Here is a 20,216-nt window from a genome sequence, read left to right as displayed (position 1 = left end):
TATCATAGTAGTTTCAGTTTCATTTTTAAAGACTAAGATTATTCTTTTTCTAAATAAACGTGAATAGTCCCATCTTTTACTATTTGTGCATCTGCTTCAGGTAGTTGAGAAACAATCTTCTCTCCCTCCCCATGCCATTCTATACGGAATGGATAAAGCATACCTGTAATTTCTTTTTTGCTTTGGCCCACTAAGTCTGGAACGCGCACCTTTTCCACATCTCCCCAACGATATGGCTTTTCAATCTGCTTTTTACGATTTTTAATTCCAACAATTGGATGGATATCTTCAATAATTTGACCTACGACCGGCGCAGCAATGACGCCCCCAAACTGAGGTCCCTGCTTCGGATTATCAATCGCTACATAGACAACTACTTCCGGATCATCTGCTGGTGCAAACCCGACAAATGATACAATATACTCTCCATCTTTATAGCGTCCATTTTCAGCTTTCTGTGCAGTTCCTGTTTTCCCGCCGATTCGAAGCTGATCACGGTAAGCGCCTCTACCTGAACCGTTTGCAACCACAGATTCTAATGCAGCTCTAACCTTTGCGCTTGTTTCTTTTCGTATCACCTGGTTCTTTTTGGTCGGTTCGTATGTTTTTAGGACTTCTCCATTTTCTCCGTTCACAATTCTTTTTACGATATATGGGGTCATTAATTTTCCACCGTTCACAGCTGCTGCGACTGCTTGCACTTGTTGAATTGGCGTTACCGAAATTCCTTGACCAAATGACGTGGTAGCATGCTCTACAGGACCATAATTTTTAGGTGAGAATAAAATGCCTGTCGACTCTCCAGCCATGTTAGAGCCTGTAACTTGGCCAAAACCAAAGTCACGGATATACTTTTGCAATTTAGTCGGGCCCACTCGTCTTCCCAATTCAATAAACCCTGGGTTACATGAATTTTCCACAACTTGCAAGAATGTTTCACTACCATGACCGGAGCGTTTCCAGCAACGTAGCTTTGCTCCTTCTACATTGGCGTAGCCTGGATCAAAGAAACTTTCATTTTCTAATTTGACTGCATTTTCATTCAGTGCTGCACTTAATGTAATGATTTTGAATGTTGAACCCGGTTCATATGTCATCCATACAGGCAAATTACGATTGTAGATACTTTGATCCACTTTCAAATATTCTGCCGGGTTATACGTTGGGAATGAAGCTAATCCCAAAATTTCGCCTGTATTTGGATTCATTGCAACACCAATTGCTTGATCTGCATTATATTTCTTCATCGCCTGCGCTAGTTCTCTTTCAATCACTTTTTGGACACCAACATCAACCGTTAATTCTAAAGTGGCACCGTCCTGTCCCTTTTTCCATCCATCCTCTACATGCGGTAGGTTTGCTCCCTTTGCATCAGTAAATAATCGAATGGCTGACTCTTTCCCTAACAACAAGTCATTATACTGATATTCAAGTCCTGCCAGCCCCTGCATATCGCTGCCTGTAAATCCTAATAACCTTGACAGCAATACACCATATGGATAGTCGCGCATATAATCAAGACCCGTATAGACGCCAGGGATTTGTAATTTTTGAATAGCTTCCGCTACCTCATTGGAAATGTTCTTTCCTTCTGGCGCCAGTTTAACAATAAAGTCTTTCTTATTCAGCTTTTTCTCTAAAGCCTCTTTACTCGTACCTAGTATAGGAGCTAATTGCTCTGCTACTTTATCAGGTTCTTTATTTTGTGCAGGCATAAAGTATAATGTAGGCGCCAGCTTGTTCCCGACCAACAGCTTACCGTTGCGGTCAGTGATATTGCCCCGCAGACTTTTCATCGGCACTTCCCTGTCCCAATTTTCTTCTGCTTTTTTGGTTAAAAAATCATGCTGGATAAACTGGACCACAATCAATTTTCCGATTAACATTGCACCTAAGCAGAAAAAAATCAGTACGACAATTTTCAATCTCATGCTTGCTTGTTTAGTAACCCACATAGTTCGACAAATCACACCTTTTTACATGTAAGATATGATTGCAAAAAGGTGACTATGCTTATCTTTGTTCATTTCACATTGTTCCGTAAAGAAACGGTTGTGAAAGAATCGAAGTGTGTAAACCTCGACTCTTTAGCATTAAACAAATGCTAGCGAACCATTTCTCCCTTATTAAATGGGCTTTCTACGACTTAATTATATTCATCTTCTGGTTTTTTCAATGTTACAGTTAATTTCGCATTTCCCTCATAAATAGTTCCTGGCTTGATGCTTTGTTTTGCACCAAATCCATCTCCACTTGTATGAATTTTAATTCCGGATATTGATTGATAAGCCAATATATCTCGCAATGACCAACCTTTGAAGTTTGGAATTTTAATGTTGTTGCCATCCGTTTTAAGGAATACATGATTTTTACCTAGTAAACTGCTTCCTTCCTGCGGGTATTGTTCCAATACTTCACCGTCTCCGCCAATTTGAACAGGCTCCATACCTTGAGATTTTAACTCTTTGGATGCTGTTTTGCTGCTACCCCCTACATATTGGCCAACGATTACAGGTTTTTCAGTCTTCATTTTGGAAGGTTTTATATTTAAATATTTTAAGCTACTGCCCATGACTGTATTGAATACTTCTGAAGTTGGCTCAGAACCAACTTCTGTCATACCTAATTGCGGTTTTTTGATAGCAATATACATAATTAGTTTCGGATTTTTCTTCGGCGCCATGCCTAAGAAAGAATAAAGGAAACTATTCTTCCCCCAGTAATAGCCGCCAGAGGGTCTTGGAATCTGAGCTGTCCCTGTTTTTCCTGAAACCTCATATTCTTTGCTTGCAAAATTCTGAGCAGTACCTTTTTTGGACGTAACAGTCGTCCCTAATGTATCTCTTACTTTTTTAGCGGTGGCAGCTGAAATCGGCTTACCCTTCACTACTGGCTCATGCTGTTGGATTACTTTCCCCGTGTTTGGATCGACGATTTTGTTAATCACATAAGGTTGCATCATTTTACCATTATTCGCAATAGCGGTAAGTCCTTGGATGAGCTGAATCGGTGTCACGGTAGAACCTTGTCCATAGGTTGTTGTTACTCGGTTAATCGGGTATTCATCCAATATTTTACCTGTTGCTTCATTTGGCAAATCTATTCCTGTTTTTTGCCCGAATCCAAATTTCCCTAGATAGTTGATAAAGGTCTTATCTCCAATCTTTTTGAGCAAGTTTGCCATTCCGACGTTGGAAGAACGCTGAATACCCTCTAGATATGTAATTGTTCCCCATCCAACTTGGTTGGCATCTCGAATTGTACGATCATATACCTTGTATTGGCCTGATTGGAATTTATCATTTGGATTCCATTTTCCTTCTTCTATAGCAGTAGCAAGAGTGAACGTCTTCATCGTTGAGCCTGGTTCCAAGGTTGTTTCAGTTAATGAGTTAATCCAACTATTATTTAGACCTGCCCCTGTCTGAGGATTAAAGGTAGGCCGCTGTGATACAGCCAGAATTTCTCCAGTTTTAGGATTGGCAACTACAGCCATCATAGATTCAGGTTTATATTTTTCATAAACCTTCGTCATTGAAGCTTCTAGAAAGTTTTGGATTGTCCGATCAATGGTTAAATAAACATTCTCACCATCTTTAGCTGGTTGGATCATTTTTTTACTATTCGGCAGTAAATAGCCAAATAAGTCACTCTTATATTGTACATTTCCATCAACACCAGAAAGCTCTTTATTATAAATGGATTCTAAACCCATTTTTCCAACAGGAGCTTTTTCGTTATCTTCTTTTCGCGCAAACCCTACTAAATTCGATGCGAATACACCATTTGGATAGAAGCGTTTTTTGTCTTCCATCAAAATAATACCCGGTAAATGTTCTTTTTGAATTTTTTGCATGGTAGCATGGTTAATATTACTACCTGCATTTCCAAACTCAACTTGCCATAAAGGCTCGTGGTTTGCATTATACTTTTTGAGCAGTCTTTCGTAAATTTCTTCTTCATCCATCGGTATATATTTTGCTAATACTGCAGCTGTTCTTCTTGGATCCACCACATGGATAGGTTTTTTTGAACCTTTTGATGCATCCGGGTTAACAGTAGCTGCAAGGCGATACGTCACTGCATCCTCTGCAATAATTTTACCGTTTCGGTCTAATATGTTTCCTCTGTCTGCTGTAATTGTTTTTTTCTTTTCATATCTGGCAGCTGCTTTTGCGGCTAATTGCTGCCCTTCTACTTGCCCAGTGACTTGGATATAGAATATTCTAAAAAACATTAAAAAAAATAGAAGCCCGTAGATGATAAGCATCGTGGAGGCTCCCCATTGAAATTTGTTCTTTTTCATTGTCCTGACGCTACTTTCATGTTTTTTTCGTTCAATTTTAGGCCTAAAGCGTTTGCTTTTTTCCAAATACGATCATATGTTGAAAGTTCACTTATTTCCATAGACAATTCTGAGTTTTGCTTTTTCACTTCTACTATATCAGCTTCTGTTTTTTGAATATCGACTGTTGTGCTGTTGATAGAAGACTGGACATTCAAATTCCCTACAGCAATAAAAGCAATTGTAGCAGTCATTACAAGCATTAGAATTTTTTCTAGCTTGGTGATTCTTGATTTACGCGGTTTAGTGACAGTCTTTGGAATATGCTGTTCGGGTGCTACTGGTTGTTTTATATACGTATGATGTTCTCTTTGTTGTGGCAATCCCATATAATCAACTCCTTTAGTCTTTTACTCTTTCAATTATCCGCAGTTTGGCTGAACGTGCGCGATTGTTTGCTTCTAGCTCTTCCGTTGAAGGCACAATCGGTTTTTTAGTAACAAGCTTGATGGCTGGCTCCATATGGGCGGGAACAACTGGCAAACCTGGAGGTAAATCTGGCAAAGAAGACACCTCTTTAAATATGGTTTTGCAAAGCCTGTCCTCGAGTGAGTGGAATGTAATCACGCTGACTCTTCCACCGACAGTAATGGTTTCAATCGCCTGTTGCAGGGAATCTTCCGCTGCACCAAGCTCATCATTCACTGCAATGCGAATGGCCTGGAAAATTCTCTTCGCAGGATGTCCACCTTTACGTCTTGCAGCTGCCGGTATCCCCTCTTTAATGAGATCAACCAATTCACCAGTTGTTTTGATTGGCTCATTTTTTCGTGCCTCTTCTATTTTGCGAGCAATTTGCTTAGAAAACTTCTCTTCTCCATAACGGTAAAAAATCCTAACTAAATCACTATAATCCCATTCATTCACCACTTCATATGCAGAAAGAGAAGCTGTTGTATCCATCCGCATGTCAAGTGGTGCATCTTGATGATAGCTGAAACCACGTTCAGCCTGATCAAGCTGAGGTGATGAAACACCTAAATCATATAGAATGCCATCGACTTTAGAGATCCCTAAATTAGCTAACTCCTCTTGCAAATAACGAAAATTTGCATGTATGAATGTCACTCTGTCTAAGTATGGTGCTAGACGAATCTTTGCATTTTCAATTGCAGCTAAATCTTGGTCAAAACAGATGAGGCGTCCTTTACCAGATAATTGGCTAACAAGGTACTCACTGTGTCCTGCTCCTCCTAAGGTGCAATCCACATAAATCCCGTCCGGACGGATGTTCAATCCATCAACGGTTTCTTTCAGTAATACGGTCGTATGATTGAACAACTGAAATCCTCCTCTTGGTTGTTATAAATCAAAATCAATCATATTCTCAGCAATTTCATTAAAGGAATCTTCAGACTCAGCAAAGTAATCTTGCCATGCCTGTTGCGCCCAAATCTCAATGCGATTGGACACGCCAAGAATAACACATTCTTTTTCAATGCGGGCATGCGATAGCAAGTTCATGGGTATGTTGATACGGCCTTGTTTATCAATATCCACTTCTGTCGCTCCAGAAAAGAAGAAGCGCGTAAACGCTCGAGCATCTTTTTTCGTTAGCGGCAATTTCTTTAATTTATCCTCTAGCTTTTCCCATTCATCCATTGGATAACCAAATAAACATTGGTCTAAGCCTCGAGTGATGACAAAACCGTCTTTAAAATACTCTCGAAACTTTGCTGGGATAATTAAGCGGCCTTTTGGATCAATGTTATGTTGGTATTCTCCCATGAACATGATACTCACCCCACTATATGAAAATAGAGTACCACATTCCCCCACTTTCCACCACTAATTCATAGACAAATTAATGGCAAACATAAAAAATATGAAAATTGTCCTTGCTATTATGTATGCCTCAACATTTTAAACGTAAATGAGCTAATGTATGCGCGTTATCGGGATTTTATGGTTGTTGCCCCTTCTTAAATAGACATCTTGGTCCATATTCAAACCAAAAGCTTTATATTTCTTGCAAATTAAAAAGACAAAAGGCATTGAGACGTATCTCCCCATGCCTTTTGTCGAATCTACCTGAGCATATTGTTCTATAAAAATACAGCTTTGTGTTTGCTGTTAAATGAAAATGGTAATCCCATCAGATCTTGAATAAAGCTTTCGCCATATTCATTCATAAATAAGAAGGGATTAAATGTTCTCTCCTGTAGGCCGCCTCCTGGTAATAGGCGATCTTCTACTAATCGATATCTTCTTAATTCTACATCATGTTGAAGTAGGATTTCTCGTTCAATCTTCTTATTTAAAAAGTCTAATTGTTGTTGATGTATAGACAGGTTTTTCTCTGCTAATTTTTCTAGCTGTATATCATTTTTGCGCATGTGTTCTAGCAGTCCATCATATTGTTCGCGTAATAAGTCCATTGTTTGGTCAATCATCTCTTTAGCGCTTACATCATATACATCCGCTTCATAGGCTCCTTTTAGCAAAGTTGCTTTACCTGCCAAGGCATCCGCAACAGACAAATCTAACTCTCCTAATACATGTTGTACCTGTCTATCTATAATTGAAACGTTTAAACGAGGCACAAAAACAGGCACTTTCATGTCTAACAACGCGAAAGCATCCTTTAATGTAGCCCAGTAGGCCAACTCACCAGGCCCTCCAATAAATGCAAGTACAGGAAATACCATATCCTGCATTAATGGTCTAGTCACTACATTATTGCTCAATTGTTCAGGGTGCTCATTAGCGATTTCTAGCATATCATTTTTACTAAATTGGACATTTGCTATATGGTTTATAAATTTGCCATTATGGTGTTCTAATAAGAATCGCTCGCCATCTCGCACATAAAATAAATTGGCTGCATCCTTTGTTGCACCAATCGGAGTCCCATAGCCAAGCTCTGCAAAATCCGCTTCCCGCTGAGTGACGACATCTGCAATTTGCTCTGTATGCTTAATCAATTTTTCAAAATAAGGAGACTCATAAGCACGCAATTTAGGATCCGCAGCATCAACAAACAAGAGCCCTTCTTCTTTAAACAGCCAGTTCATAAGAGCTGTAAAGAAATCCGTATACGTTTTGCTTTCTACCAAAAATTGGTCGATTTGCTTCAGAAGCTTTTCAGTATACGCTGTCTCGCCATATTGCTTGAATGTCTCTTGGATAAATGAACGTACTTCTTCTGTATCTAATACTGTTGTAGAAGCCATTAATTTCTTTTTTGAATTGCTTCTATAGATATGCTTTTCTAGTCTGCCATTAATCGCTGTAAAGGTATGATTAATTTCGTCAATGTCATGGTCCTCGCCAGCAATCCAAAATACAGGTACAACAGGCAATCCAAGCTTTCTTCTTTGTTCTTTTGCAAGCAGAATAACCGATAATGCTTTATGTACAGAATACATGGGCCCTGTGAGTAAGCCAGCCTGCTGGCCACCTATCACCACTACTGCTTGGTCTTCTAATTCTTTTAAATGTTCTTCTGCCTTCTCTGAAACGCCAAACGGTTTCATATAGTCACGAACAATTGCAGCCAATTGTTGTCTTCTTACAGGGTGGTTTTGTATATCCTCTAGTCGTTTCGAAAAGGAATCATCTCTATTTGCATAATGAAAAAAGGGAAGAATGGATGACTTTTCTTCGGTATAATCTTTTAGTAAAGGATTCGTTATAGGAATCTCAACTTGTTCCAATTTCATATTTTGTAAACTCCTCTATAATGGTTAGCTATATTGAAGTATATCATTTAAACACCTGTTAACAAAAAAATACGCTCACTCACAAACGTAAGAACGAAATAACAATTTTTTGTAATTGATTAGGCTTTAAAAATAAAAAAGAAGCACTTTATGTTCAGTTAACCATAAGGTGCTTTTCATCGTTTGTTTTAATTTTATACAGCTTATTCGTGCTAAACAAAGTCTATTCTTCGCATTTTAAAATCGTTAAAACGTGCTTGAGTTAATATAGCTCAATAACTTTTTGAATAATAGCGGCTAAACATATACCTATGTATGCAAAGGTTAAAATCAAAAACATTAACCGCCAGATTTTACGAAATAGCTTTATTAAATCAATTTCTTTGCTTTTTATCCATTCTACTATAGTTAGGATCATCGCAATAAAAATCCCGAGTATAATGACGATAAAGCCCAAATCAAAATGCCATATTAGTTTAGTAAGGGCAGGAATGGAGAAGAACAACAGTAAAGTTGTTGCGTCTGCTGCCTTACTAAAAGCATTCGACTTTTTGAAAAGTTTCTTAAAAAAGAAGTAGACAAACAAGAATAGGAAAAAAGGAAAAAGAATGAATGGATACGCAATCAAAGATAAAAGTGCTATCACATTTTATTCCTCCTTTCCTTCCAGAGCTAGCAACAAGAGATAGAGTGTTTTGAGCATAGGCAAATCATGCCCTCTTTCTTTTGCTAACACCATAACTCCTCCAACAATTGTGTCTATCTCCATTTTTCTGCCATGGCGATAATCTGCAAGCATAGATGAAGTATTCTGAGAGGTATTTTTGCAGATTTGTTCTATATTACTAAATGGCAACATGTTTTTTTGTTCTGGAAATGCTGAGACTATTTCAAAATACAGCTCTTTTAATATTCTATGATGAGATGGTAGGCGAATCAGATCACCATTGGGAACTTCTAAAAGTGTTGTTAGCGTATTAATTAGGCAATTGACAATTGTTTTGCGCAACAACATTTCTAAATAATTTTCAGAAAAAGAAATAGGTAAATCGATTGCTGTTAGACGCTGACACTTTTCGTTATTCCATACTTCACCTTTAAAATTGGCAATATTAAAGATACCAATGCCACGATGAATCACTTTGTTGCTATTTACTTTCTCTGCTCCAAATTCAATGGTTCCCATTAATATATTCTTTTGTTTTAAATCACGAGCAAATTCTATATGTTTAATTCCATTTTGGATAAATAATAGGATTGTTTCTTCTGGTAGCTCATCAAAAAGCAGCTGCATGTCTTGTAAGTGATGATATTTAACAGCCAGAATCCAGATTGCTTTCTTATTTAAGTTCTGCGGGTTAGTGGTAACACTTATTGGAAGAGTCTTTTCTTCGCCAACATCGTTAATAAATGTTAAACCGCCGCCAGATTGGATTGCCTTACACTGCTCTTTAGAATGTACCAGCACTTCTACATTGTGCCCATGTTCAAAAAGCTTACTTGCTAAGACTAGTCCTATGGCTCCTCCTCCCACTATTACGAAATCCATTTCGACACCTCTTCATTCTCCGCTCTAGATCGGTTACTATACCATTGCTATTATACTGTTACAAAGCAAAAAAGGAAACATCGCCTAGATGTTTCCTTTTTTTAAGAATTTAGACCCTGTTTCGAGCCACTGGAGCACTTCTACATGATCATGCTGCAATTGCTCATGCTTTTCTTTTAATTCATAGTAAGCTTCTGATAATTGATCAAAACTAGTTAAAGCTTGCTTTAAATGTGTTCTCATCATTTGTTTTGGCTGAGATTTTGCATTTTCTAGTTCTTTTTCATAAACCTTGCGTAGTGTTTTATTCCATCTAAACCCGCAGGCTTGTTTTGTTCGTCCTAATGCTTCTGCCGCTTCTTGAAATCCAGCTAATTGTGATCTTCCTTCACTCACAGCCTGTAATATAATGTTCGCTAACCTATCATCATCTTGCTGTAACCATTGATCTTTTCTTTTTTTCACTTCCATACGAATCACCTCGCATTTTTTATTACTATATGCGAGTTTTTGAAGTTTAGAAGTTATTTCGTTTTTGATAGAAATTGTTTAACAGCTTGATGATGTGCTTCGCTTTCCCATAGCTTCGCACATGTTCTTACTTCTTCCATAACTCTTTCCTTGAGATGCTGACTATTCCATTTGCGAATCAAAATTTCTTTATATGCTTTATGAACACTCGGATGAATCTTTTCCATATCTGCTATGAAATCTTTAATAGCCTCATTCTTTTCACCTTCAAAGATATATTGCGCAAAGCCCAATGCAAACAGTTGCTCTGCATTATATAGCCTAGCCTCTAATAGCATTTTTAATGCTTTCTCCTGCTGTAGGCCTCTCTCCAATAAATATGTACCACCACCCCATCCTGTGGTAATCCCTAATGTACCTTGAATAAAACCGCAGCGTGCTCCTTTCTTAACTAAGCGGAAGTCGCATGCAGCCGCTATCTCGCATCCTCCCCCAACCGCAACTCCATTGATTAATGCAATGGTTGGTATAGGTAATGTAGCTAAATCATATAGTATTTCCGCCATCTTACTGAGCATGCTATAAGCCTCTTCTTCTGTAATCAAGTGATGAAATTCTGCTAAATCCCCGCCTGAACAGAAGGCTTGATCACCAGTTCCCGTAATAACAAATGCTCGAACTGTTTCATGATTATGTATATACTCTATTGCTTCTTTCAAACCTTCCATTACCGCATAATTTATCGCATTTCGCCTCTCTGGCCGATTAATCGTAAATGTCATTATTCCCTCTTGCTCTGCAATGATAAAGTCCATCCTTCATATCCCCTTTATTCAGAATTGCTATCATCTTACCATAACTAGAATAAGAGACGAAAAAATATAAAAAAAAGAAAACCCTTAAATAAGGGTTTTCCGTTGTGTTAAAACTGCATTTAAGTCTGACTAAAGAGCCATGGTCTCTCTAGAAAGTCTCCTTTAAAGCAAATACTGAATTATTTGCTTACTACTTCTTTACCTTTGTATGTTCCGCATGCTTTACATACATGGTGAGACAATTTAAGTTCACCGCAGCTTGGGCAAGCAACCATACCTGGTACAGCTAGTTTAAAGTGTGTGCGACGTTGACGTTTCGCAGTTTTAGAAGTTCTTCTAAATGGTACAGCCATTGATGGCACCTCCTTACAGATCGGTTATTCGTCTGTTTGATCAAAATACTTAGCTAAAGCAGCCAGTCTTGGATCCGTTTTTTGGGCGTCTTTTTCTTTTTGACTTAAAAACTCTTCCTCTGTTAAATAAGACCAAGCGTCATTATTTTTGGATTTTGGGTTTTCGGCATCTTCTTTGAACACTTGTATAGGAATCTCTAATAAAATTAGTTCTTCTAATACTGGATCAACATCGATTATTTCCCCTTTTACAGGATGAACATTATCATGCTCATCTGTAGCGGCATAATCAGACCAGCTAAAGACTTCATCTGATTCAATGTCAAAAGGAAATTCGACATCTTCCCATGTGCGTGAACAAGGAAGTGTAAGCGTGCCTGTCAAATGAAAATGACAGTTCATTTGGCTCGCACCAAAAGTGCAAAAGCCTTCTACGTGGACAGGAGTTATATGGCGTATATCCGTATTGCGACGCATAATGCCTTCCAATTGTACAGTTTCGTCAATTGGCATCCCGCTTTGGCGATATTTAGATAGTTGTGGGATTGCCCATTTCATACATTATCACCTCTAAACAACAAAGTTGATTATATAATGCTCATTTATAGATGTCAAGATATTTTCTTGTCACTAGGCTAAACTACTCGTATAATCATAGTACTAAGTATAAACGGGGTGAAGACTTGATTGCAACTGGCGTAATTGTTGAATATAACCCATTTCATAACGGACATCTCTATCATATCAAACAATCGCGAGAACTTACAGACGCAGATCTTATCATTGCTGTAATGAGTGGCCATTTTTTGCAGCGCGGAGAACCGGCTTTTGTCGATAAATGGACAAGAACGAGGATGGCGATTGCAAATGGGGCTGATCTCGTAATTGAACTGCCTTATGCATTTGCTACCGCCCAAGCAAGTGACTTTGCAAAGGGTGGCGTACTGCTTCTCGATGCTCTGCAATGCGATTACTTATGTTTTGGTAGCGAACAAGGAAGCATAGATCCTTTTTTAAACACGTATACGCTTTTAGAAGAGCAGAACGCGTCTTTCCAACAATTTATACAGGAATTTGTTAAAAGCGGCTTAAGCTATCCTTCTGCGCTAAATAAAGCCTATCAAACACTTATCCCTGATAGTAATGCGCAGTTTGTGGATTTGTCTCAACCAAATAACATACTCGGCTACCATTACATAGAAGCTGCACGGAAATTTCAAACAGCTTTAAAACCGACTACTATTCTTCGCAAGCAGGCAGGCTACCATGATCCCGTCCAAGAAGGTACCACCATTGCAAGTGCGACGGGGATTCGACAAGCGATTCATGAACAACAGGCTATTGAGCATGTATCTGGCTTCTTGCCTTCTGCTTCATTTGATCTTTTGAGTGAATGGAGTCAGGGAAACCAGCCATTTGCAAGCTGGACGTACTTTTGGCCATATTTGCGCTTCACATTATTACGTTTAACACCTGGGGAACTAAAAGAATACGCAGAAGTGACAGAAGGAATTGAATTTTTGTTGCTGGAAGCTGCAAAAGAATGTACGGATTTTACAAGCTTTATGAAAAAAGTTAAATCGAAACGCTATACATGGACCAGAATTCAACGAATGCTCACACATATTTTTACGAATTTTACATGGTCGCAGTTGAAAAGCATGGACACACCTCGTTATATCCGTATCCTTGGTATGAACCAAAACGGTCAGAAATATTTATCCGAACGAAAAAAAAGCATGTCGTTACCTTTAATCAGCAGAGCCGCAAGTTCCAAAGAACCAATGCTACTTCAAGATATAAAGGCAACAGATCTATATATGCTTGGACTTGGCAAAAATAAAATGGGCTTGGATTATCGCATCCCGCCCATTCGTATTTAATCATTTTTTCTCCGGCAATTTTTCCAAGTAATCAAGAGCATCATTCACATTCTTTACAGGTACGATTTTCATTTTCGTACCTATTTTTTTGGCTTGTTTTAGTGCTTCCTGATAATTTGGCAGAATATCGGGATATTTCTTCTTCACAACCTCTGGCAATGTATCATTTGGCGCAAAGAAGATTTCAACGCCTGCATCATCTGCAGCAATCACCTTCTTCTCAATGCCGCCAATCCGACCAACATCGCCAGTCGCTAGCATTTCACCTGTTCCTGCAATATTATAGCCCTTTGTTAAATCGCCTTTTGTCAATTGATCGATGATTTCGAGGGTAAACATTAAACCAGCTGATGGCCCGCCAATATCCTCTGCTTGAATTTTCACTTCAGGGTCTGTCTTGATAGAAGTATTATCTGCAAATGTGATACCAAGACCTACTTTTCCTTTCGTACCTGGAATAGCCTTCAATACCACCTTTTTCTTCATGTTCTTTCCATCACGCTTGATCTTAATAGTTACAGTATCGCCTGATTTCTTTGTTGTTAAGTAATCAACCAGCTGCTGATGTTTATGAATTTTCAAACGGTCAATGCCAGTTACCTCATCCGCTGTCTCTAATATCCCATCTGCCGCTCCGTTCTTCACAACATAATAGACATAGACGCCATTATAGACAATTTTATAATCTAATCCTGTTTTTTTAAACGCAATATACTTTGCATTAAACTGAGAATCTGTCATAAGTTTAATTTGACGATTATTATAATCCTTATCGCTCTCGTTTGGACTTCTGACCTCATCTTCTTTTAAAATATCCTTTTCATCGTCTGCATACGCAGCAGCATATGTAAAAGGCGTAGCAACAGCCATAGATACTGTCATCATATTTAATTTCCCTTTGCCTTTTTGATCTGCATTGTCTACTTTTACATACTGATCTAAATCATATGCTCCTCCCGGCTGCATAATATAATAAGGCAGCGGATATACAAATCCCACTATAATGATTGCTGCTAATGCAATGACAATCAAAAATTTTTTCACACTCATTGAGGAACCTCCTAGATAATGTCCAATTGATAAAAGGACGAGAACTTCTGTGCAGTTTTATAAAAAATATATTACATGATTGGATGATGTAAATCTTACTACACTACAGCAATATCGCAATATGCTGGCTTTTTATTTTTTTATTGCTCTTGCAACCCGAACTAGCCCATGAAGGTGCTGATTTAGGGATTAAAATTTTTGTAGATAACTTATTCCCTTATCTACTCCCTTATTTGATTTTGACGCAATGGCTTTTGCGTTTAACGAATATTTCTAGTATACCACAGGGATCTAAATGGCGTTTTTACGTACAATTATATTGTTTGGGTGCTTTAGGCGGTTTCCCAACAGGCGCAGCGACGACTGGCTTTTTATATCAGCAACAACAGCTGACACAAAAAGAGGCTCGTTATCTATTAGCCATTTGCCATGCACCAAGCCCTCTTTTTGTCGTCGGTTTTGTCGGCATGGAAATATTAAGAAACCCCATAAGCGGATGGCAAATGCTTGGACTGTTCCATTTTGTTAATATAATCATGCTAGTCATTTTTATTCTTGTTTTCCGAAAAACGGTTCCACCTACGAACCTTCCGCCAAAACCAAAAGATACTGGCAATCCTCTAATTGAGAGTATTAAGAGTAGCTTGCCTACGGTTCTACTCGTTGCTGCGACCGTTATATTTTTCACGACCCTCAGTTATGTTTTCACACAAACTTTAGAAAACTTTGTTGATTCTTTGCCAAAGGGCGTCATGTTATCACTTTATAGCATTCTTGAAATGACATCTGGTTTAGCAGCATCGGAAGATTTCTATGGCCATTCAAGCTGGCTTCCATTAATCGTCATAACGATACTAACAATGCAAGGACTTAGCATCCATATGCAAGTTGCTGTTTTAGCAAGAGAAGCCAAAATATCGTTGAAACCTTATATTTCCGCACGGGTACTTCAAACATTGGTTGTACCGCTCTTATATTGGATTATTTTTATGTAAGAAAAGACAAGGCCTCCACCATTCATAATGGCAGTAGCCTTGTCTTTTATCTTTCTTCAAACTTTCCCTTTAAAGCTTCTTCAACAATCGGTGGGACAAGTTCATGGATATTGCCTCCATATTTACTGACTTCCTTTACAATGCTTGAGCTTAAGAAGGAATATTTGTTTTGGGTCATGATAAAGAATGTTTCAATATGTTCATCCAAAAAACGGTTCATTGAAGTAATTTGCATTTCATATTCAAAATCTGAAATGGCGCGAAGCCCACGTACAATTGCATCTGCTTTGACTGATTTCGCATAATCTATTAATAAGCCTGAGGACGAATCAATCCGAACATTGGGAATATCTTTTGTGACTTCCCTAATCAAATCCATTCTTTCGTAAACATTAAATAATGGATTTTTGCTTGAATTATTCATCACCGCTACATACACAATATCAAAAATATCCGCAGCACGCTTAACAATATCTAAATGTCCATTTGTGATTGGATCAAAGCTTCCTGGTACTACAGCAATTTTACCCAATATAATCCCCTTCTTCCTCTACAAAACGATAAATTGAAATGATAGTACTGCCATATTCCTCTTCTCGTACTTTGTGAAAGTCTAAAAATACCGCCGGCAAATCGACTTCCCTATCGTGTTCGCACACGATGGTCCCATCCTCGTGTATCATTTGATTTGCAACGATGTCTTCAACCATATTGTAATACTGCTGCTTTTTGTAAGGAGGATCTAAAAAAATCAAATCTGCCTGTACTTTATTTTTAATGAGCAATTTTATTGCTCGCAAAGCGTCATTCCGGTAAACTTCTGTACAATTTTCATAACGGCACTTAGAAATATTCTCTTTCAAATTTTGGAATGCGCGACTGTCCTTTTCAATAAAGATTCCGTGTTCCATTCCCCGGCTTAAAGCTTCAAGACCTAGACCTCCGCTTCCTGCAAACAGATCCAAAACAGTACCACCACTAAAATAAGGGCCAATAATGTTAAATAACGATTCTTTTACTTTGTCTGTTGTCGGACGGGTTGTCATGCCATTAACAGCTTTAAGAGCCATCCCTTTTCGCTCACCTGAAATTATTCTCACTTTGCACCAAACCTTTTACCACCGTTTACTGGCGTTTAATATTTATTTGTTTCTCCGATTTTTCAATATCCACTATAAATAGCCTTACAAGCCAAGCTTCTTCAATATAATAGTCACTGCCGTACTTTACAATCGGCTGTGAAAGTAAATCATAGCGATGTTCATTATATACATAGAACGGCTCATCCATAGGGAACCTAAAATTGCGCTCCTTACTCTGTGCGTAAAAACCATGTACACCTATTTTAGTCGAATAGCCCAGTTTATTTAATAGTGGTTTTACCGAATAAAGGATACGTCCATCTTTTAATATAACTTGCATATTTTTTTGTTGCAAACCATTTAAATAGATTGGCCGTTTGTCTTCAAACAAGAGCGGCGCTACCTTATTTCCATTTTGTGCATTCATTTTGAAAAAGGATGTTTTCAATTCTAGTGATGAGGACAGCTTATCATCAAGCAATCCAGCCGTTATCTTTTTCCCCTGTAGATCCTCTAAGCTTGTCTTCCAGTCTTTGAGCTGCTGTTCATTCATATAATCTTTTAATGTAGCGACCATTTTAGAAGCTTTTGGAGAGCCTACCCGACGTTCGGTCAGGAAAGAAGCTACAACTGCCGGCCCCCAATTAGGAAGCATATCAAAGTTATATTTTTGATTCATTTGCGATAAGATATATTTTTCCGTCAGCGTTTTTTTATTTAATTCAGAGGTAAAGAGGATTCGATCCCCTGATTTTTTATACTTCTTGCTTTCTATGATTGCCACATGCTCGAACCCTTCTATATCCAACCCCTTGAGGGCTTGTGCCAGGTTGTCAGAAGCATGTCCATTGCCATAAAGTGTAACTTGATCATTTGTAAATAACTCTTTCATTTTAGCCTTTTGCCAATATAGCGATGTAACAGGTCCATTCCCACTAAACATACTATATTGAATAAGCTTTAAATTTTTACTCTTCACTTCAGGCAATCCAGTAATCCACTGTCCGCCAGAATGCTTTTTATCTGTAATATGGATCGTTGTATGTACTGGTTTTCCTAAATTTAATGACAAGAAAATGTTTTTGATCACTCTACCAGACAATTTTCCCTCGCTTGGTGCAGGAATCGTATATACAAAGGTTTGTTCCTTCGTTTTACCTTTATTTAGGCTGGTCTTTGTCTTATTTAAACGGTTGCACTTCTCCGTCTGTTTATTCCCACACTCTTTTTTAACGCTTTTAGCAGGCCAGTTCAATCTCACCTGGCTTTCCGGTAAAGAATTTAAATGATGACGAATGGTAAATTTATTTTTATGATAGACAACTTCAATATCCTGATCGTAATAAAACGCCTTATCTTCTTCCGTTAATTGATTGGAATAAACATGGTATTGAAAAGTCAACATTATTCCATTTATAAATAGCAGTATGGAAAATAAACCAGCTGCTAATTTCATATGCGAATCCCCCAAATCGTGATACTATGTGATAGAAAGGAAGTGTATAGTATGATTCAACAATTTATAGAGCTAGGAGAAGGTTACGGCGATGTATACGAGCTATGCGAATTAATGAAAACAAATAAACATCGCATCAGCCGTACTATTATATTCACTGCAACAGAAGGAGAAAAAAAGGTAGCTTCTATTGCGGCCGTATTTAACCCTGTCGGAGAAAGCAAATTTACTCCGATATATATCTGCCGGGAAGGAATCCCATATTCAGCAGAAAAACCTTCAAAGCGTCTAGAAATCTTCAAGGAGACAGTAAATAGCTTAGATCAGCTACTTATTACATTAGATGTAAAACATTCTTCTATCTATGCTGAGAAAGATCTTTACTACCAATACTTAATTGGCATATTGCGTCTTTATCACTATATCCCATCATTACACTAGTCATTCTACTTTCTTTTCTTTATATCGTCAGAGGAACACAAAGGTTTATTTAGAAACAGTTTTTTTCACTAATTGTACTTATTCTAGCAATCATAGGCCTATTTTATAATCGTATTCTTTTGCTTTATCTGGTTTCGCATTTTCATATTCTGTCGAAACAAAAGGACGATAAGAAGGCAGGACTTCCTTCACATAAGGGAGCCGTTTTAGTTTCATTATAAGGCTATCGACTTCGTCTTGGTCGCAATACAAAACAACATATTTAAGCCTTCTAGAAATATAATGAACATGGCCGTATCGACGCATTGTTTTCGCTTGTTTTAAATGATGTACATAGACGATTAAGCCTTGTCGGTCTTTCATACGCATTCCCTCATTTCTTACCTTAAAGAATACCATATCTTTGAAAATGGAAGCAACCAAGGATACTGACAGATTAGAAGGCATCCGTTATAATAAAGGAAAACTTCACTCAGAATATTTTATTTAGCGCTCTGAGTGTTAAACCCTTCCTACTGTCTATAATTAAGACTTATTACCTTGGCTATAAACAGTATGAACCCGACTGTCTCAACTAGAAAAAAGCATAATTAACTGAAATGGCCAATCGGGCTATTACTTGCAAGCAATAGGGGTAAAGTAATTTACTTAACCGGCAATTCAGATAGGAGGATTATAATGGGAAAGAAAACAAAAGTGGCGGTTGCAATTGCTGCTGCAAGTGCTGCAGCATGGGCAGGCTCTAAGGCTTTATCCAAACCAGGAAAACGAGCTAGTAAACACGCATTGGAGTATAATCGCCCTGTTATCTTAGCACATCGTGGAGGATCACATTTAGCTCCTGAACATACTATGGCTGCATTTCGCAATGCTAACAATTTAGGTGTAGACGGCTTTGAGATTGATATTCGTCTTACAAAGGACGAAGAGATTGTTGTGACACATGATGAAACGATTGACCGTACCAGCAATGGATCTGGACGAGTTGCCTCTTTTACATTAGAAGAATTGCGCAAATTTAATTTTGGGTATCATTTCGTAAATTTAGACGGCTATTTGTCTTACCGGGAAGACTTTGAGCCGATTGTCACGTTGCGTGAGCTATTGACAGAGTTTCCACATATGTATATTAATATTGATATGAAAGATGCGCCGGATACATATGAAGGCGGTCTAATGCCTTCAAAACTATGGCGCTTGCTTGAAGAACTAGACGCCACCGACCGCGTTGTTGTTACGAGCTTCCATGACGAGCAAATTGACCGCTTCAACCTGTATGCTCAAAACAAAGTAGCATTAGGAGCTGGCCAAACTGAAGTACGGAGAGCCTTCACTTCTTTCACTAGCCAATTTGGACATCTCTATCATCCAAAGGTAGATGTCTTCCAAATTCCTGTAAAACATGGCATCATTAATCTTGATTCAGCACACTTTATTCATTTTTTAGATGAATTGAATATACCTGTCCATTATTGGACAATCAACAATGCTGCTGCTATGCAGGAGTTAATCGCTAGCGGAGCTCGAGGAATAGTAACAGATCGTCCCGACATCGCTTTAAAAACAATAAATAAATAACACAAAAAAGGATTCTACAAGATGTAGAATCCTTTTTAAATAACCAGGCTCCTTATTATGCTGAACAAGAGCAGCTACCGCCAGAGCCACAACCTCCGCTTGAACAAGATGACTTTTCGAAAAACGGATTGCTGACAGATACTTTTACTGCTTCTGATACCGTTTTTCCAACTAGCAAGCTAATCTCATCTAGCAGATCCTGGTATTCATTTTCTGCTATACGGAGTGCAGAGATTTTATCGTTTATGTCAAGTTCACGTTTTTTCACGCGAATCGACTTCATAATTATTTTGTAATCCGGATGGTATTTTCCAAATCGTTGGACATCCTCATACTGATCCTTCATCCTGTTGAAATCATCTACTTGGCGCACAAGCTCGGCGTCTGTATAGACAGCTTGGTGGGCCATTTTTAGATTTTCAAATTGTTCGGAGGAACGGATCATTTTATTCAATTCTTCTACTTCTTCAAGAATCATTACCCAATCGGAAGTTATCATCATTGTTTTTTCCCCCCATACACCTATGATAACAGAT

General features: G+C 38.2%; 22 protein-coding genes. 4 read left to right on the top strand and 18 right to left on the bottom strand.

Annotation, left to right across the window (positions count from 1 at the left end):
* Positions 1-38 precede the first annotated feature (38 nt).
* From AC6CHJ_RS03540 to AC6CHJ_RS03485, 12 genes are all read right to left on the bottom strand, one after another.
* Positions 39-1,931: a stage V sporulation protein D gene (locus AC6CHJ_RS03540; protein WP_498288507.1), complete on the bottom strand. Its 1,893-nt coding sequence runs from the start codon at positions 1,929-1,931 to the stop codon at positions 39-41.
* 215 nt (positions 1,932-2,146) lie between these two features.
* Positions 2,147-4,270 (bottom strand): penicillin-binding transpeptidase domain-containing protein, encoded by a 2,124-nt coding sequence (locus AC6CHJ_RS03535; RefSeq protein WP_498287298.1) that lies wholly within the window; start codon positions 4,268-4,270, stop codon positions 2,147-2,149.
* Between the two features lie 32 nt (positions 4,271-4,302).
* A complete protein-coding gene (gene ftsL, locus AC6CHJ_RS03530; protein WP_066785194.1) occupies positions 4,303-4,674 on the bottom strand; it encodes a cell division protein FtsL in 372 nt (123 codons plus the stop codon).
* A gap of 13 nt (positions 4,675-4,687) precedes the next feature.
* The gene (gene rsmH, locus AC6CHJ_RS03525) at positions 4,688-5,626 is read right to left on the bottom strand and encodes a 16S rRNA (cytosine(1402)-N(4))-methyltransferase RsmH (RefSeq protein ID WP_249775643.1); all 939 of its coding nucleotides are present in this window, start codon (positions 5,624-5,626) and stop codon (positions 4,688-4,690) included.
* Positions 5,627-5,647: 21 nt separating this feature from the next.
* Entirely contained in the window at positions 5,648-6,079 is a 432-nt protein-coding gene (mraZ, locus tag AC6CHJ_RS03520; protein ID WP_066785184.1) for a division/cell wall cluster transcriptional repressor MraZ, read from the bottom strand.
* 311 nt (positions 6,080-6,390) lie between these two features.
* Positions 6,391-8,007 carry a bacillithiol biosynthesis cysteine-adding enzyme BshC gene (bshC, locus tag AC6CHJ_RS03515; RefSeq protein ID WP_147194267.1) on the bottom strand — a complete coding sequence of 539 codons (1,617 nt, stop codon included), beginning with the start codon at positions 8,005-8,007 and terminating at the stop codon, positions 6,391-6,393.
* A gap of 262 nt (positions 8,008-8,269) precedes the next feature.
* Complete coding sequence (locus AC6CHJ_RS03510; RefSeq protein WP_249775642.1) at positions 8,270-8,653, bottom strand: DUF3397 family protein; 384 nt, start codon at positions 8,651-8,653, stop codon at positions 8,270-8,272.
* A 3-nt stretch (positions 8,654-8,656) separates the two neighbouring features.
* Positions 8,657-9,556: a ketopantoate reductase family protein gene (locus AC6CHJ_RS03505; protein ID WP_498287296.1), complete on the bottom strand. Its 900-nt coding sequence runs from the start codon at positions 9,554-9,556 to the stop codon at positions 8,657-8,659.
* Positions 9,557-9,640: 84 nt separating this feature from the next.
* Positions 9,641-10,027 (bottom strand): transcriptional regulator, encoded by a 387-nt coding sequence (locus AC6CHJ_RS03500; RefSeq protein ID WP_066785173.1) that lies wholly within the window; start codon positions 10,025-10,027, stop codon positions 9,641-9,643.
* Between the two features lie 53 nt (positions 10,028-10,080).
* A complete protein-coding gene (locus tag AC6CHJ_RS03495; RefSeq protein WP_498287294.1) occupies positions 10,081-10,842 on the bottom strand; it encodes an enoyl-CoA hydratase/isomerase family protein in 762 nt (253 codons plus the stop codon).
* A 179-nt stretch (positions 10,843-11,021) separates the two neighbouring features.
* A complete protein-coding gene (gene rpmF, locus AC6CHJ_RS03490; protein ID WP_066785166.1) occupies positions 11,022-11,195 on the bottom strand; it encodes a 50S ribosomal protein L32 in 174 nt (57 codons plus the stop codon).
* Between the two features lie 24 nt (positions 11,196-11,219).
* Positions 11,220-11,753: a YceD family protein gene (locus AC6CHJ_RS03485; protein WP_498287292.1), complete on the bottom strand. Its 534-nt coding sequence runs from the start codon at positions 11,751-11,753 to the stop codon at positions 11,220-11,222.
* A gap of 125 nt (positions 11,754-11,878) precedes the next feature.
* Between AC6CHJ_RS03485 and AC6CHJ_RS03480 the strand changes: the two genes are divergently transcribed.
* On the top strand, positions 11,879-13,078 hold the full coding sequence (locus AC6CHJ_RS03480; protein WP_498287290.1) for a nucleotidyltransferase: 1,200 nt from the start codon (positions 11,879-11,881) through the stop codon (positions 13,076-13,078).
* Here AC6CHJ_RS03480 and AC6CHJ_RS03475 read toward each other — a convergent pair whose 3' ends face one another.
* Positions 13,079-14,128: a SepM family pheromone-processing serine protease gene (locus AC6CHJ_RS03475; protein ID WP_244946637.1), complete on the bottom strand. Its 1,050-nt coding sequence runs from the start codon at positions 14,126-14,128 to the stop codon at positions 13,079-13,081. It lies immediately after the preceding gene.
* Positions 14,129-14,382: 254 nt separating this feature from the next.
* Here AC6CHJ_RS03475 and AC6CHJ_RS03470 point away from each other — a divergent pair, with 254 nt between their 5' ends.
* Entirely contained in the window at positions 14,383-15,123 is a 741-nt protein-coding gene (locus AC6CHJ_RS03470) for a hypothetical protein (RefSeq protein WP_147194285.1), read from the top strand.
* A 46-nt stretch (positions 15,124-15,169) separates the two neighbouring features.
* Here the strand turns inward: AC6CHJ_RS03470 and coaD are convergent, their stop codons facing one another.
* Genes coaD through AC6CHJ_RS03455 form a run of 3 tightly spaced genes read right to left on the bottom strand, consistent with a single transcriptional unit; the run spans position 15,170 to position 17,661 of the window.
* A complete protein-coding gene (coaD, locus tag AC6CHJ_RS03465; RefSeq protein WP_147194288.1) occupies positions 15,170-15,658 on the bottom strand; it encodes a pantetheine-phosphate adenylyltransferase in 489 nt (162 codons plus the stop codon).
* A complete protein-coding gene (gene rsmD, locus AC6CHJ_RS03460; RefSeq protein WP_147194291.1) occupies positions 15,648-16,223 on the bottom strand; it encodes a 16S rRNA (guanine(966)-N(2))-methyltransferase RsmD in 576 nt (191 codons plus the stop codon). The genes coaD and rsmD overlap by 11 nt, the downstream gene beginning before the upstream one ends.
* A 25-nt stretch (positions 16,224-16,248) precedes the next feature.
* A complete protein-coding gene (locus AC6CHJ_RS03455; RefSeq protein WP_498287288.1) occupies positions 16,249-17,661 on the bottom strand; it encodes a hypothetical protein in 1,413 nt (470 codons plus the stop codon).
* A gap of 51 nt (positions 17,662-17,712) precedes the next feature.
* Between AC6CHJ_RS03455 and AC6CHJ_RS03450 the strand changes: the two genes are divergently transcribed.
* Positions 17,713-18,102, top strand: a complete 390-nt coding sequence (locus AC6CHJ_RS03450) for a DUF7147 family protein (RefSeq protein ID WP_066785143.1) — start codon at positions 17,713-17,715, stop codon at positions 18,100-18,102.
* A 90-nt stretch (positions 18,103-18,192) separates the two neighbouring features.
* Here AC6CHJ_RS03450 and AC6CHJ_RS03445 read toward each other — a convergent pair whose 3' ends face one another.
* Positions 18,193-18,465: a YlbG family protein gene (locus AC6CHJ_RS03445; RefSeq protein ID WP_066785141.1), complete on the bottom strand. Its 273-nt coding sequence runs from the start codon at positions 18,463-18,465 to the stop codon at positions 18,193-18,195.
* A 315-nt stretch (positions 18,466-18,780) separates the two neighbouring features.
* On the opposite strand from AC6CHJ_RS03445, the gene AC6CHJ_RS03440 reads away from it, so the two are divergent.
* A complete protein-coding gene (locus AC6CHJ_RS03440; RefSeq protein WP_066785138.1) occupies positions 18,781-19,680 on the top strand; it encodes a glycerophosphodiester phosphodiesterase family protein in 900 nt (299 codons plus the stop codon).
* Between the two features lie 55 nt (positions 19,681-19,735).
* Here AC6CHJ_RS03440 and AC6CHJ_RS03435 read toward each other — a convergent pair whose 3' ends face one another.
* Positions 19,736-20,182: a YlbF/YmcA family competence regulator gene (locus tag AC6CHJ_RS03435; RefSeq protein WP_066785135.1), complete on the bottom strand. Its 447-nt coding sequence runs from the start codon at positions 20,180-20,182 to the stop codon at positions 19,736-19,738.
* Positions 20,183-20,216: the final 34 nt, after the last annotated feature.

It is taken from the genome of Rummeliibacillus sp. GQ308 (assembly GCF_059759115.1).
The sequence above is the reverse complement of the archived record's forward strand: the minus strand, read 5'-3'. Positions and strand labels throughout refer to the sequence as shown.

Excerpts from the sequence above, each read along its gene's own strand:
- AC6CHJ_RS03540 (WP_498288507.1), bottom strand. The coding sequence starts at position 1,931 with ATGAGATTGAAAATTGTCGTACTGATTTTTTTCTGCTTAGGTGCAATG.
- AC6CHJ_RS03535 (WP_498287298.1), bottom strand. The coding sequence starts at position 4,270 with ATGCTTATCATCTACGGGCTTCTATTTTTTTTAATGTTTTTTAGAATA.
- ftsL (WP_066785194.1), bottom strand. The coding sequence starts at position 4,674 with ATGGGATTGCCACAACAAAGAGAACATCATACGTATATAAAACAACCA.
- mraZ (WP_066785184.1), bottom strand. The coding sequence starts at position 6,079 with ATGTTCATGGGAGAATACCAACATAACATTGATCCAAAAGGCCGCTTA.
- bshC (WP_147194267.1), bottom strand. The coding sequence starts at position 8,007 with ATGAAATTGGAACAAGTTGAGATTCCTATAACGAATCCTTTACTAAAA.
- AC6CHJ_RS03505 (WP_498287296.1), bottom strand. The coding sequence starts at position 9,556 with ATGGATTTCGTAATAGTGGGAGGAGGAGCCATAGGACTAGTCTTAGCA.
- AC6CHJ_RS03500 (WP_066785173.1), bottom strand. The coding sequence starts at position 10,027 with ATGGAAGTGAAAAAAAGAAAAGATCAATGGTTACAGCAAGATGATGAT.
- AC6CHJ_RS03495 (WP_498287294.1), bottom strand. The coding sequence starts at position 10,842 with ATGGACTTTATCATTGCAGAGCAAGAGGGAATAATGACATTTACGATT.
- rpmF (WP_066785166.1), bottom strand. The coding sequence starts at position 11,195 with ATGGCTGTACCATTTAGAAGAACTTCTAAAACTGCGAAACGTCAACGT.
- AC6CHJ_RS03485 (WP_498287292.1), bottom strand. The coding sequence starts at position 11,753 with ATGAAATGGGCAATCCCACAACTATCTAAATATCGCCAAAGCGGGATG.
- AC6CHJ_RS03475 (WP_244946637.1), bottom strand. The coding sequence starts at position 14,128 with ATGAGTGTGAAAAAATTTTTGATTGTCATTGCATTAGCAGCAATCATT.
- AC6CHJ_RS03455 (WP_498287288.1), bottom strand. The coding sequence starts at position 17,661 with ATGAAATTAGCAGCTGGTTTATTTTCCATACTGCTATTTATAAATGGA.
- AC6CHJ_RS03450 (WP_066785143.1), top strand. The coding sequence starts at position 17,713 with ATGATTCAACAATTTATAGAGCTAGGAGAAGGTTACGGCGATGTATAC.
- AC6CHJ_RS03445 (WP_066785141.1), bottom strand. The coding sequence starts at position 18,465 with ATGAAAGACCGACAAGGCTTAATCGTCTATGTACATCATTTAAAACAA.
- AC6CHJ_RS03440 (WP_066785138.1), top strand. The coding sequence starts at position 18,781 with ATGGGAAAGAAAACAAAAGTGGCGGTTGCAATTGCTGCTGCAAGTGCT.
- AC6CHJ_RS03435 (WP_066785135.1), bottom strand. The coding sequence starts at position 20,182 with ATGATGATAACTTCCGATTGGGTAATGATTCTTGAAGAAGTAGAAGAA.